The organism is Sphingomonas sp. P4_G3 (genome assembly GCF_056401105.1).
Genome location: NZ_JBFUJZ010000001.1, coordinates 218,700 through 232,164 on the forward strand (window position 1 = coordinate 218,700; position 13,465 = coordinate 232,164).

The following is a 13,465-nucleotide window of genomic DNA, read 5'->3' on the forward strand; positions in this document are numbered from 1 at the left end:
GTGGTGCGACCGCCTATTGGACACGCGATGACTCACGCCACGCTCTCGCCCGCCGCGCGCCATGCCGAGCTTCACGCCGCCCAGGACATCGCGCAGACATTGCTCGATCGGATCGAAGCGCTGGGATTGATCGCGCCGGGCCGGACCGAGCGCGAGGTCGAGCAGGACATCTATGCCCTGGCGCGCGACGAATTCGGGGTCGAGAAGCATTGGCACAAGCGCATCGTCCATGCCGGGGTCAACGGCCTCGCTACCGCGCGCGAGAATCCGCCGGTGCTGACGATCGCCGAGGACGATCTGGTGTTCCTCGATCTCGGCCCGGTGTTCGACGATTGGGAAGCCGATGTCGGCCGCTCCTATGTCGTCGGCAACGATCCCGACAAGATCCGCCTGGTTGCCGACCTCCCGGTCCAGTTCGACAAGGTCAAAGCGCAGTTCGACGCGCATCCCGATATCACCGGTGCCGAGCTCTACGCCTTCGCGTGCGACAGCGCGGCGGCGGCGGGCTGGCGGTTCGGCGGCGTCATCGCCGGGCATGTCGTCGGCGAATTCCCGCACGCGCATCTGCCCGGCGACAAGGATTTCTACCGGATCAATCCGGAGAACACGACGCGGCTGCGCGACCCGGACCCCAATGGTAACGAACGCTTCTGGATTCTCGAAATCCACCTGGTCGATCCCGCCGGGCGCTATGGCGGTTTCTACGAGCGGCTGATGTCCTGATCCGGCTTGTCCGCGATACTGCCGCTGCCTAAGGCGGGCCAATGAAAGGCACCACGCTCCGCAGCCTGCGCCAATGGCACCACCTTATCGGTGTGTCCCTCGCCCCTGCGATCCTGTTCTTCGCGTTTAGCGGGTTGATCCAGGTGCTGGGGTGGCAGGACCAGCGCAATCCGCCGCCGGCCGCCTGGGTCTCGGCGATCGCCGGAATCCACAAGAAACAGGCGTTGCCCAAGCCGCGCCCGGCCGAACCAGCGCGCAAACCGGCGGGAGCGGCGCGGCCCGGCAGCGGCGGTCACGATGCGGACGCTTTCACACCGCTCAAGATCTTCGCGCTGCTGACCGCAATCGGTTTGTTCGTCACGACGCTGATCGGCCTGACCATCGCCCTGGGCACGCGCAATATGCGTCGCAAGTCACTCATTGCATTGGCACTCGGCATCGTCGTGCCGGTCGTTCTCTTGATTGCGTGACCAGGTGCTCGACCGCCAGCCACACTTGATCGGCGAGCTGATCGAGCTTCGCCCCGCTGCTCCCGACGATTTCGACGCGCTGTTCGCGGTCGCCACCGACCCGCTGGTCTGGGAAGTCCATCCGGCGCACGATCGCTGGCAGGAGCCGGTGTTCCGCCGCTTCTTTGCCGACGGCCTCGCCTCGGGCGGGATGCTGGTCGCGATCGACCGCGCGAGCGGGGCGGTGATTGGCAGCTCGCGCTACGATTTTGGCCGCGCCGAGCCGGATGAAGTGGAGATCGGCTGGACCTTCCTCGCGCGGTCGCATTGGGGCGGGCGCTATAATGGCGAGATGAAGCGGTTGATGCTCGATCATGCCTTTGCCGGCGTGTCGCGGGCGATGTTCATGATCGGCGAGACCAATGTCCGCTCGCGCCGCGCGGTCGAAAAGATCGGCGGCAAGCTGACCGATCGGCGCCATCATGCCGAGATGGCGGGCAAGCCCGTGACGCACGTGATCTACACGATCGATCGGCCCGCCAAGGCGGCGTAATCCCGTTGCCGCTTTGGCCGCAAACGCCGGGATGTGGGGAAGTGCGCGGGCGCCTACATAGGCTGCATGACGACCGAAACCCCCATCGATATCGACGCCGCCTGGGCGGCCTTCGAGGCTCGCGACCGCGCGCATGACGGACGCTTCGTCGTCGCGGTCAAGACGACCGGCATCTATTGCAAGCCGAGCTGCCCGGCGCGGCATCCGAGACGCGAGAATGTCGAGTTCCATCGCGATGCCGCCGGCGCGCGGGCTGCTGGGTTCCGCGCCTGCCTGCGCTGCAAGCCCGATGAGGTTGGCCGTGATCGCATCGCGGTGGCCAACGCTATTGCGCTGCTAGAAGCGGCGGAGGAGGCGATCCCGCTCGAGGTGTTGGCGGCGGAGGTCGGCTATGCGCCGCACCATTTCCACCGCTTGTTCAAGCGCGCCACCGGGGTGACGCCGGCCGCTTATCTCCGCGGTCTGCGCGCCACCCGCGTTGCCCAGGCACTCAAGGAAGAAAGCTCGGTCACCAATGCGATCTACGAGGCTGGATATTCAGCCCCCAGTCGCTTCTACGAAGGCGGCGCCAAGCGGCTGGGCATGACCCCGAGCGCCTGGCGGCAGGGCGGGGCAGGGGTGACGATCCGCTGGACGATCGCCGATACCAGCCTGGGCAAGTTGCTGATCGCCGCTACCGACAAGGGATTGTGCCGCGTTTCGTTCGACGAGGATGCGCTCGACCTCGCCAAGCATTTTCCCAAGGCCGAGATCGTCCCTGGAGGCGCCGCGCTCGGCGACCTTGCCGCGCGCGTCGTCGCCAAGGTCGAATCGCCTGATCGCGACCAGAATCTGCCGATCGACGTCCAGGGCACCGCCTTTCAAGAGGCAGTATGGCAAGCGCTTCGCGACATCCCCGCGGGGGAGACGCGGTCCTATGCCGAGCTCGCCGCCATCGCGGGCAACCCCAAGGCAGTGCGTGCCGTCGGCAGCGCGTGCGGCGCCAATCATGTCGCGGTCGTCATCCCTTGCCACCGCGCGCTGCGCAGCGACGGCTCGATGGGCGGCTATGCCTATGGCGTCGACCGTAAGACCGTTCTGCTCGATCGCGAAGGAGTGAAGTAATGGCGTATGTCATCCGCGGGCTCGATCCCACCCCGTTCAAGCCGCTCTATGGACTGAGCGACGGCGAACTCGCCGCCTTCGGTGCGGTGCGCCGCCGCGCCGATGAGAAGCCTGGCTTTCCGTGTCGCGTGACGCTCGAGGATGCCGAGTTGGGCGAGAATCTGATCCTCATCAACTACCAGCATTTGCCGGTCGATAGCCCCTATCGTGCGAGCTACGCGATCTTCGTCCGCGAAGGCGCCGAGCGGGCGGCGGAATATCGCGATGCAGTGCCCGAGCAACTCTCCTGCCGCCTGCTCGCGCTGCGCGCGTTCGATGCCGATGGGATGATGCTCAAGGGCGATGTGATGGACGGCGGCGAGCTGGCCGAGGCGATCGGGCCGTGGCTGGAGGATCCGAATGTCGCCTATCTCCAGGCGTACAACGCCCGCGCAGGGTGCTTCGCGGCGCGGATCGACCGGGCTTAAGCGACGTCTTTGAACTCCCCTCCCTGCTTGCAGGGAGGGGCAGGGGGTGGGTGCGCGCGTCTGCGCGCTCACAAAAACTCGTCGGCGACCCGGAAAAGCAGCGTCGGACGGGGCATCGAGCCCCGCCCAACGCTCAACCCACCCCTTAATCCCCTCCCTTGCAGGGAGGGGAAAGCCCTAGTGAAGCTTAAGGCGCCGGGCGCTTCATCCCCGGCCGCGCCACGGCATACATCGCCCAGGCATTGTCCTTCATCAGCGCCATCTTGTCGTCGCCGCGGACATAGAGGTCGAAGTGCGTCTTGTCGGGCAGATAGGTGAAGCTCGCCTTGATCCGCGCCTTGGCCATCGCTGCCTCGAGCAGATGCGCCGGACCATCGAGATAGAAGGTGTCGGCAGTGCCCACAGCCAGGTGGATCTTGCCGTCGAGGTCGGGGCGCAGCACCGCGGCGTCGCGCGTGACGATATTGGCGATGTCGTAATTGTCGCGCCAATAAGCGATCACGGCGGGATCGACCTTGCCGGTCGCACGATCGAACACCGGCGCCGGCCGGCCATCGGCGCCGCGCGGGCTGAACACCCATTCGAACGAGGCGATCTGGCCGCCATAGGGGCCGAGCACTGCCTCGGCGCGGGCGAATTGCTCCATCGTCGCGATCAATTTGCCGTGATCGCGGACCAATGGAATCGGCTGGCCCTTGGCATCGCGGTAGAAATTCGCGCCCGGTGCGTAGAGGTCGATATTCGTGAAATTGTGGAAGTCGCTTGGGTCGGGTGAGGTCGGCCAGCTGCCGCCGAACAGTTTTGGATAGCGAACCTGGAGCCAGAGCGTCGACCAGCCGCCCGAACTATGCCCGGTCAGGAAGCGCCCGCTCGGCCTGGCGTCCATCGCATATTGGCGCTCGAGCGCGGGGATCAGTTCCTCGGTCAGCGCCTTGCCCCAGGGACCGTTATTGACCGAATCGGCGAATTCGTTGGTTCCGGTTGCGCCGCTATGATCGAGGAACACCCAGATCATCGGCGGCAGCGAATGATCGGCCATCATCGCCGAAATGCGCGCGCCCTGCATCCGCTCGGACGCGAGCGTCCCGCCGAAGCCGCTGTCCGAATAGACGGTGGGGAATTTGGTCTTGCCATCATAGCCGGGCGGCAGCGCGACCCAGCCGCGGATCGATGTTGGTGTCCCACGAAAAATGGTCAGCGCGTTGCTTTGGAACTCGACCGGCTTGAGCTGGGCAAGTGCGGCTTCGACTGGCGGCCGCTCCTTGGGCGACAGGCGCGCGAGCATCGCCGTCGGATCATCGGCCGGAATCATCGTGTCGAGCGCGATCGTCGGCAGCTTGCCGGGCAGCGTCACCTCGACGACCTTCGACACCAGGTCGCCGGCATCGCGGCCGCCATAATTGTAATTGTGGTTGCGATCGAGCACCGCCTGGACGCGATAGGTGCCGGGCGGCAGGCTCGACAGCGGCGCGGGAAAGGCATCGGCCTCGCCGTCGATCTGCGCGACCATATTGGGGCCGAGGTCGCTCACCTCGCGTGCCGCGATCGACGCGCCGGTCGGCTCGAACGGCGAGAAATCGACTGCGGTCGCCGGCTTGGCGTCGGGCTTGGCCTTTTCGGCGAAGACAATCAGTCGCCCCGAGAAATGATCGCCCAGCGCGGGCGCCACGGTCACCGGGATAACCACCGGGGAGGGGGGCGTGTCCGCTGCGCCGATCAACGCCAGGCAAGCCAGCAGGCCAAGTCGCTTCATCGCTCTTTTCCCCAATGTCGTCGCGACCGCCCGGCCTTGTCATCCGACGCCAGCCGATTCCCTTTCATTCCCGGATATCCGAATTGCTTGCGCAAGACACCTGTTGATCTAGGCTCGCGGCGGACGGAGGTGGCATGGACGAAGACGATCAATCGACGCCGACGCTCAGGATCCTGCGCCACCCGGCGATGCTGCTCGTTCTCGCGGTCTTGACGGCATTCTGCGCAATCATCGTGACCGGCGAGATCGGAAAGGTGATCAGCGGGACCGTGAGCGGTCCGGCGGGTATGCTAGCCGCTGCCGTCACCGTCGCAGTGCTGTTCATCGCCGTCTATGCCGCCTTTCGCTACTGGGTGGAGGGGCAACCGGCGCGCGAGTTTGCGATGCCGGGCGCGGCGTCCGAATTGGGGGCGGGGTTTTTGACCGGCCTGATCCTCTTTTCGATCATCGTCGGTGTGATTGCCGTGTTTGGCGGATATCGCGTGATCGGTACGCATCCCTGGAGCGTGCTCGTCCCGGCGCTGGCGATCGCGATCCTGTCGGGTGTGACCGAGGAAATCATGTTCCGCGGCTGGTTCTTTCGACTGGTCGAGCGCTGGCTCGGAAGCTGGGCAGCGTTGGTCCTGTCGGCGGTCCTATTCGGCGCGCTGCATCTGCATAATCCGAATGCGACGCTGCTCGCGGGTATCGCGATCATGTTCGAAGCCGGAATCATGCTGGCGGCGATCTACATGATCACCCGCAGGCTGTGGGCAGTGATCGGCCTCCATGCGGCGTGGAACCTGGCTCAGGGCGGTCTGTATGGCATCCCGGTTTCCGGGGAAAATATGGACGGCGTGCTGCGGCCCGATATTCGCGGCTCCGACCTGTTGACCGGCGGTGCGTTCGGCGCCGAAGCGTCGCTTCCCGCGATCGTCGTCGCGACCGCCTTCGGACTCGTGCTGCTCTATGTCGCGTGGCGGCGCGGTCGGTTCATGACCCCGCTTTGGGTCCGTCGCCGTCAGGGCGTGGTCGAACAGGCGTAAACCAATTTCTCGCTATAGGTCGTCGGCAAGGCGGCGCGGATCGACTGCTGTTGCACCATCAGATTGTTGCGCGCGCCGGCATCGGCGCTGCATTGCTTGAGCGGGCTCTGCGCGCGCACCTTACGCGCGGCGTCCATCTGCACCGCGCTCAGGAAATAGCGATAGGCGGTGTAGGTCCGCGTCTCGGGGTCGAATTGCAGTACCGATACGGTCTGCTCGTCGTTCGGCACCAGCACGCGCGTCCATTTGCCGTTGTCATCGGCATATTGCGTCTTGCCGTTCAAGCACCCGTCCTGCCCCCAATCGAGATTGACGTCGGCGGTGGCCGACACCGTCACGCGGCTGCGGTCGGGCTGGAACTTGCATGCCATCTTGCCCAGCGAGCTCGCGCCCGCCGCCGACGGAGTCGGCGTCGCGACGGGTACCGCAAAGCCCGGGGGCAGCATCGGCTCCTCGCTCGGCCGCAACAGGAAGACGATGACCGCCGCGACGATCAGCACGCCGCCGGCCGATCCCGCCCAGATCGCCTCGCGCTGGCGTCCGCGCGAATAGAGCAGACCGCCGCCGCCGACGGTCAACGCGCCGAGTACGAGCAGCAAGGCCGAGATCGCCATGACGTTCTCGCTGGCGCGCTGGGCATTGAGCCGCGCCGCTTCGACCGCCTGTTGGCGGCTGGCCTGGTCGCGCGCGGCGGAATCACGCCGCGACGCATCGGCCGCCTCGCGCGCCGCGGAGTCCGCCGCCTCATCGGCGCTCAGCCGCGCTTCGAGGCTCATGCAGGGAATGTCGACCGTGTTGAACGCCTGCCGGTGCTCGCGCAGGAAGCCGGCAAGCTCGCTCTCGGCGATCGCGAAGGCGAAATTGGCATCGCCATCTTCGCCGCGAGTGATCGCCGAATTGACTCCCATCACGCGTCCGCAGCGGTCGAGCAGCGGGCCGCCCGAATTGCCGCGCGAGATGCTCGCGCTGTGGAGCAGCACGTTGATGCCGTCGATATTGCGGCTGGCCGACAAGGACCCTTCGGAACGCACCGGCGCCAGCGGCTTGATATAATCCGCCGCCGATTGCGCGGTCGCCAGGTCGACATTGCCCGGATAGCCGAGCGAGACGAGCCCCATGCTGTCGTCGGGCGCACCGGTGTACAGCGTCGCCACCGGCAGGGCGGCGCCGGTGATTTCGATCAGCGCCAGGTCGCGCTTGGCATCGATCGCGACGACGCGGCCCTGGTACGATTTGGATCCCTCAGAGGGCACCACACCGATGACGACATTGTCGGGATATTTCTGTGCGAGCTCGACGACATGCGCGTTGGTGACGATCCGATTGGGTCCGACCGCGAAGCCCGAACCATGGCCGAATCCAACCACTTCCTGATCGACGATCGCGATCGTCACGACCCGGACGACGCTACGCGACGCCGCGGCGATGTCGTCGGCGGCGGCAAGAGAGGGCGTCGCCACCCAGGCGAAAGCCGATAGAATCGCCAGCAAGCGAAAGAAACGCGCCATGGCGCAGAGCCCTTCCACGAAACGCGCCGCGCTTCAATGCGCGATCGGTCGGCGGGTTATTTTCCTGCGCGTCTACCTGGCCTTTTGCAGCTCAAACAAAGCTATAGGGATCAACGTCCACAATGACGCGAACCTTGGACGGCCAATCGAGCCCGCCGAGCCAGGCGCGGATCACGTCCTGGACGTCGAGTCCGCGCCGCGCGTGGATCAGCAGGCGATAGCGATGGCGGCCGCGCAGCATCGCCAGCGGGGCCGGGGCGGGGCCGTAGACTTCCATCCCGTCGACCCGCGGGGCGGTTCGGCCCACCAGCTTGGCGATGTCATAAGCGGCGGATTGATCTTCCGAACTGACCACGATCGCGGCGTAGCGGCCGAACGGCGGGGCGCCGGCCTCGCGCCGCGCCTCGGTCTCGGCTGCGGTGAACGCGTCGGCGTCACCCGACACCAACGCTTCCATCACCGGCGCCTTGGGGTCGTGCGTCTGGATGAAGACATGGCCGGGTTTCTCGCCGCGGCCGGCGCGCCCCGCCACCTGCATGATTTGTTGGAAGGTGCGCTCCGCCGCGCGCAAATCGCCACCGCCGAGGCCAAGATCGGCGTCGATCACCCCGACCAGGGTCAGATTGGGGAAATGATAGCCCTTGGTGACGAGCTGGGTCCCGATGACGATGTCGATCTCGCCCGCTTCCATTCGGTTGACGAACTCAGCCGCCTTGGCCGGGGACCAGATCGTGTCGCTGGTGACGATGGCGGTACGCGCTTCGGGCCATAGCGCCGCCACTTCATCGGCGATGCGTTCCACGCCTGGCCCGCAGGCGACCAGCGAATCCTCTTCCTTGCATTCAGGGCATGCGCGCGGCGTCGGCATGACGTGGCCGCAATGGTGGCAGCTCAGCCGCCGGACCAGCCGGTGCTCAACCATCCAGGCCGTACAATTGGGGCATTGGAAGCGATGCCCGCAGGCGCGGCACAAGGTCAGCGGCGCGTAGCCGCGGCGGTTGAGGAACATCAGCGCCTGCTCGCCGCGCGCCAGGGTCTCGTCGATCGCCTTAACCAATTTGGGCGCGATCCAGCGGCCGCGCTCCGGCGGGTCCAGCAACAGATCGATCGCCTCGATATCGGGCATTTCCGCGGCGCCATAGCGGCCGGGCAGCTTCACTTCGGCATAATTGCCGATCTCGACCTGCTGGCGCGTCTCGATCGCCGGGGTGGCAGTGGCGAGCACGACCGGAATGTCCTCGAACTTGCCGCGCATCACCGCGACATCGCGCGCATGGTAATGCACGCCCTCTTCCTGCTTGAAGCTGGTCTCGTGCGCCTCGTCGACGACGATCAGGCCGAGATTGGAATAAGGCAGGAACAATGCCGAGCGCGCGCCGACCGTGACCAGCGCCTGGCCGGTAGCGATTGCGCGCCAGGCGCGCCGCCGTTGCGACTGGCGCAGCCCCGAATGCCACGCCACCGGCTCGCACCCGAAGCGCGCGGTGAAGCGCTGCAGGAACGGTTCGGTCAACGCGATCTCGGGGAGCAACACCAGGGTCTGGCGCCCGGCGCGGATCGCGGAGGCGATCGCCTCGAAATAGACCTCGGTCTTGCCCGATCCGGTCACCCCGTCGAGCAAAGTCGGCTTGAAGGCATGCGCGGCGACGTCGGCGGTCAGCGCGTCGGCGGCGCGCTGCTGCTCTTCGGACAGAACCGGGACGTCGTGGCCGGGATTGGGGAGCGGAAAGGGGCTGTCGATATCGACCTCAACCGCCTCGATCGCGCCGACCTTGACCAGGCCTCGAATCACGCCGTCGGACACGTCGGCGATCGTCGCCAGCTCGCGGACGAGACCCTGGCGGTCGCCGATCCGCTCCAATGCCTGGGCGCGTTGCGGCGTCAGCCGGTCGGGGACATGCCCGGTCGGGCGATATTCGGTAACGGTCCGCGCGCCTTCGAGCGCGGAGGAGGAGGGCAGCGCCATCCGCGCCACCGAGACCGGGGAAGCGAGATAATAATCCGCCGTCCACTCGATCAGCCGCCGCATCGCATCGGTCAGCGGCGGTACCGGCAGCACGTCGATCAGGTTGCGTAACCGATTGTCGCCGACCTCGGCGTCCGACGGCATCCGCTCGGGCTCCCACACCACGCCGAGCAGCTGGCGCGGACCCAAAGGCGCGACCACCAGCGACCCCGGCTCGACCGTCATGCCATGCGGCACGCGATAATCGAGCGGACCCAGAGCGGAGTTCATGACGAGGACGCGAGCGCGGGACATTGCCGCTCATATGGCGATTCCGTCGGCGTGGGGAAACCTCATGCTCGGCTCGCGACGGCCGCATGTATTTCCAGCAGGTTGCCGCGATGCGGCGATTTCATCGCTTTGTCATCATGGAGTCCCTGATCCGACGCCGGAATGACCCGCGTCTGACCCAAATCAGGGCCATCGGCCACGAGACTCGATCCATTTTGGGGGAAATGCTCGTGAAGCCGATCCTGCTCGCCGCTACCGCTGCCATCGCCATAGGAACCGCCACTGCCGCGCATGCGCAATCGGCTCCGGACGACACGCCGGCGTCACCGAGGACGGGGTCGGAAACCGCATCCGCCGAGACGCCAAATGATATCGTCGTCACCGGACAGCGCGCGCAGCAGATCCGTTCGATCGAGGCCAAGCGCAACGCGATCGGCGTGGTCGACGTCTCGGCGGCCGACGAGATCGGTCGCTTGCCTGATCGCAACGTCGCCGAAGTGGTCGAGCATCTTGCCGGTGTCGGCGTCACCTACGACCAGGGCGAAGGGCGCTATGTCGCGATCCGCGGCGTGCCGTCGAACCTCAACCACTACACGCTGAACGGCCTCGAGGTCGGCAATCCTGACGGCACCACGCGCTCGCTTCCGCTCGACATCCTGTCGGGCCAGTTGCTCAATCGGGTCGAGGTCGCCAAGGTCAAGACCGCCGATATGGACGGGCAGGGGATTGGCGGCACGATCAACCTGGTTCCGCAGACCGCGTTCGACTTCAAGAAGGCGTTCAACGTCGTCGGCAGCTTCAAGGGCGGGTATCAGACGCTCAACAAGAAGGTACCGATTGCCGGCGATCTCTCGGTCGCCGGCCGGTTCGGCGCCGATGGGCAGTTCGGCCTCGCGCTCGGGATCAGCTATTCGGATCGCGACTTCAATTCCGAGGGCTTCTATCCGGACAATTGGAAGCCCAATTCGGCCCTCAACGGCAAGAATTTCGCCCGCGGCGGGGTGCCGGACAATATCAAATATACCGAATATTCGCTCGACCGCCGTCGCACCGGTGCGACCGGATCGTTCGACTGGCGGCCCAGCGAGCATCAAAGCTTCTATATCCGCGGCGTCTATTCCAAGTTCACCGAGAACGAGATCCGTCCGCGCTACCGCCTCGACTTCGCCACCGCCGCGCTGGTCAACAGTCCGGCCTTCACGCTGAACCCCGACGGCGAAACCGGCACGGTCACCGGGTCGGGTGCCGAGCGGCGCGAGGATTTGCGGCTCGACTATAAGGCGAAATGGCTGTTCACCACCATGGCCGGCGGGGCCAGCGAGTTCGGCCGGCTCAAGCTCGATTACGTCGCGGCCTATTCGAAGAACGAGACGCTGGACCAGTTCCCGATCTGGCAGTTTCGCTGCAATCCCGGCACGGTCAATTTCGATTTTTCGGACAAGATCTACACCGCGACGCCTGCGACCGAATGCACGGCGAACCAGATGCAGTTCCGCCAGTACACCTACTCGCATCAGCTCAATACCGAGAAGATCTGGCAGGGCAAGATCGACGGTACCTGGGACCTGGGCGATCGCGGTTTCGTCAAGTTCGGCGCCAAATATCGCAACAGCGATCGCGATTTCGACCAGAACAACCCGACCTATGTCCGCGCGTCGGCCAGCGCCAACCGCTGGACGCTCGGCCAGTATAATCTCGGCGCGCCGGGAATCTGCGTCTATCCGAACAGCGCCGACACCAACCAATGCTTCCGCAACAGCCCGGTGTTCGACATCGCCGCGCTGAACGCCTTCACCAACCAGCATCTTGGCGACGCATTGATGCCGCTCGATGCCACGACCACGCTGATCAACAACACCGCCGCCGATTTCAGCCTGAGCGAAAAAGTGTGGGGCGGCTATGTCATGGCGAGCCTCAAGTTCGGCGCGATCACCGTGACCCCCGGCTTGCGCTACGAACGCACCGACCTCGATATCCTCGGCTTCCAGCTGCAGAACAACGCGACGGTGATTCCGGCGAGCCGCAGCAGTTCGTACGGCGATTGGCTGCCTTCGCTGATCGTACGGATCGATCCGTCGCCCAAGACCGTATTTCGCCTGGCCTATACCAAGAGCATCGGCCGCCCCGAATATTCATTGCTGTCGCCCGGCGGTTCGGTCGACACGATCAATCTGCCGCCGTCGATGTCGCTCGGCAACCCCGACCTGAAGCCGTACGTCGCACACAATTTCGATGCGACCGGCGAATGGTATTTCGCCAAGGGCGGCCTGTTGAGCGTCGGCGTATTCGCCAAGGTCATCAAGGACCCGATCTTCAGCAAGGCGACATTGCTGACCAACTACACGTTCAACGGCGTGACCTATCCGACGTTCGGCGTCAGCCAGCCGTTCAATGCCGACAAAGGCGACATCATCGGCATCGAGGCGCAATATCAGCAGCAACTGACGTTCCTGCCGGGCTTCCTCTCGGGCTTCGGGATCTCGATCAACGGCACGCTGACCGACTCGACGCTGACACTCCCGAGCGGCCGCACCTCGAGCTTCCCGAGCCAGTCCAAATATCTCTACGGTGCCGAACTATTCTATCAGAAGGGCCCGTTCGAGGCGTCGGTGGCGTTCCACAATACCGGCAAAGCGCTGATCGCGGTCGGCGATCCGGCGTATAACGACCAATATAATGACGACCTTCGCCGCCTCGACGCCAAAGCGAGCTTGCAGCTGACAAAATTCGCCCGCCTCTTCTTCGAGGCGCAGAACCTGACCGACGAACCGACCCGCCAATATCAGGGCGGGAATACCGATTGGCTGATCCAGAACGAGCGCTATGGCCGCACCTTCTACGGCGGCGTGTCGGTCAAGTTCTGATGTTGATGCCATTGCTCTTCTGGCTGGGCGCTGCGTCCGATCTCGTCGCCCAGCCGGTGCGCCGGATCGAGGCGGTGGAGGCGACGCAGGGCGCCGCCGCCGACCGCGATGCGGTCTATGCGATCTCCAATGCCGATATCGGCAAATACGACCGCGCGACCGGACGCAAGATCGGCGCCTGGCATGGCGACAAGGCGGTGTTCAAACACATCAATTCGTGCACCGCGATCGGCCGTGAATTGATGTGCGCTGCCTCCAATTACCCTCGCGTCCCGATGTCGAGCCAGATCCACTGGTTCGATACGCGCACGATGACCCTGACGCGATCGAAATCGCTGGGGCATGGTTATGGCTCACTGACCTGGGTCGTCCCGCATGGCAGGCACTATTGGGCATGCTTCGCCAATTACGGCGGCAAGGGCGGCGAGCCCGGACGCGACAGCAGCTTCACCACGTTGGTGCGCTATGACCGGCGATGGCGCGAGACCGGCCATTGGTCGTTCCCGGCAGGGGTGATCGCGCGCATGACTCCCAAGAGCGCCTCGGGAGGCGACTGGGGCAGAGACGGGCTGCTCTACGTGTCGGGGCACGACCGCCCCGAACTCTACGCCTTTCGCGTTCCGCCCAACGGTGGCGTGCTCGAACTCGTCGCGACGATCGCGATGCCGACCGGTGGCCAGGCGATCGGCTGGGACCGTCGCGAGCCGCGCTTGCTATGGTCGATCGGTCGCGGCACCGGACAAGTCGTTGGCAGCCGCGTTCCACCTGTTCGCATCCAGTAGG

11 protein-coding genes are annotated in these 13,465 nt (G+C 65.3%); 8 read left to right on the plus strand and 3 right to left on the minus strand.

Features of this window, described 5'->3' with window-relative positions:
- The first annotated feature begins 27 nt into the window (after positions 1-27).
- The 5 genes from AC1DQQ_RS01005 (at position 28) to AC1DQQ_RS01025 (ending at position 3,296) form a co-directional block, all read left to right on the plus strand.
- On the plus strand, positions 28-723 hold the full coding sequence (locus AC1DQQ_RS01005; RefSeq protein ID WP_478044019.1) for a M24 family metallopeptidase: 696 nt from the start codon (positions 28-30) through the stop codon (positions 721-723).
- Between the two features lie 41 nt (positions 724-764).
- On the plus strand, positions 765-1,193 hold the full coding sequence (locus AC1DQQ_RS01010) for a hypothetical protein (protein ID WP_478039936.1): 429 nt from the start codon (positions 765-767) through the stop codon (positions 1,191-1,193).
- Entirely contained in the window at positions 1,186-1,725 is a 540-nt protein-coding gene (locus AC1DQQ_RS01015) for a GNAT family N-acetyltransferase (RefSeq protein ID WP_478039938.1), read from the plus strand. The genes AC1DQQ_RS01010 and AC1DQQ_RS01015 overlap by 8 nt, the downstream gene beginning before the upstream one ends.
- Before the next feature lie 66 nt (positions 1,726-1,791).
- Positions 1,792-2,829: a bifunctional DNA-binding transcriptional regulator/O6-methylguanine-DNA methyltransferase Ada gene (gene ada / locus AC1DQQ_RS01020; protein WP_478044020.1), complete on the plus strand. Its 1,038-nt coding sequence runs from the start codon at positions 1,792-1,794 to the stop codon at positions 2,827-2,829.
- Positions 2,829-3,296, plus strand: a complete 468-nt coding sequence (locus AC1DQQ_RS01025; protein ID WP_478039942.1) for a DUF1203 domain-containing protein — start codon at positions 2,829-2,831, stop codon at positions 3,294-3,296. The genes ada and AC1DQQ_RS01025 overlap by 1 nt, the downstream gene beginning before the upstream one ends.
- Positions 3,297-3,483: 187 nt before the next feature.
- Here AC1DQQ_RS01025 and AC1DQQ_RS01030 read toward each other — a convergent pair whose 3' ends face one another.
- Entirely contained in the window at positions 3,484-5,049 is a 1,566-nt protein-coding gene (locus AC1DQQ_RS01030; RefSeq protein WP_478044021.1) for an alpha/beta hydrolase, read from the minus strand.
- Between the two features lie 134 nt (positions 5,050-5,183).
- Here AC1DQQ_RS01030 and AC1DQQ_RS01035 point away from each other — a divergent pair, with 134 nt between their 5' ends.
- Positions 5,184-6,074 carry a lysostaphin resistance A-like protein gene (locus AC1DQQ_RS01035; RefSeq protein WP_478044022.1) on the plus strand — a complete coding sequence of 297 codons (891 nt, stop codon included), beginning with the start codon at positions 5,184-5,186 and terminating at the stop codon, positions 6,072-6,074.
- Here AC1DQQ_RS01035 and AC1DQQ_RS01040 read toward each other — a convergent pair.
- Together AC1DQQ_RS01040 and AC1DQQ_RS01045 are read right to left on the minus strand one after the other, a co-directional pair.
- Entirely contained in the window at positions 6,050-7,582 is a 1,533-nt protein-coding gene (locus AC1DQQ_RS01040) for a S1C family serine protease (protein WP_478044023.1), read from the minus strand. The two genes, AC1DQQ_RS01035 and AC1DQQ_RS01040, sit on opposite strands and share 25 nt — an antisense overlap.
- 91 nt (positions 7,583-7,673) lie before the next feature.
- On the minus strand, positions 7,674-9,842 hold the full coding sequence (locus AC1DQQ_RS01045) for a primosomal protein N' (protein WP_478044024.1): 2,169 nt from the start codon (positions 9,840-9,842) through the stop codon (positions 7,674-7,676).
- Positions 9,843-10,042: 200 nt separating this feature from the next.
- Here AC1DQQ_RS01045 and AC1DQQ_RS01050 point away from each other — a divergent pair, with 200 nt between their 5' ends.
- The gene (locus AC1DQQ_RS01050) at positions 10,043-12,682 is read left to right on the plus strand and encodes a TonB-dependent receptor (RefSeq protein ID WP_478044025.1); all 2,640 of its coding nucleotides are present in this window, start codon (positions 10,043-10,045) and stop codon (positions 12,680-12,682) included.
- Positions 12,682-13,464 carry a hypothetical protein gene (locus AC1DQQ_RS01055; protein WP_478044026.1) on the plus strand — a complete coding sequence of 261 codons (783 nt, stop codon included), beginning with the start codon at positions 12,682-12,684 and terminating at the stop codon, positions 13,462-13,464. Before AC1DQQ_RS01050 ends, AC1DQQ_RS01055 begins: the two co-directional genes overlap by 1 nt.
- Position 13,465 lies beyond the last annotated feature (1 nt).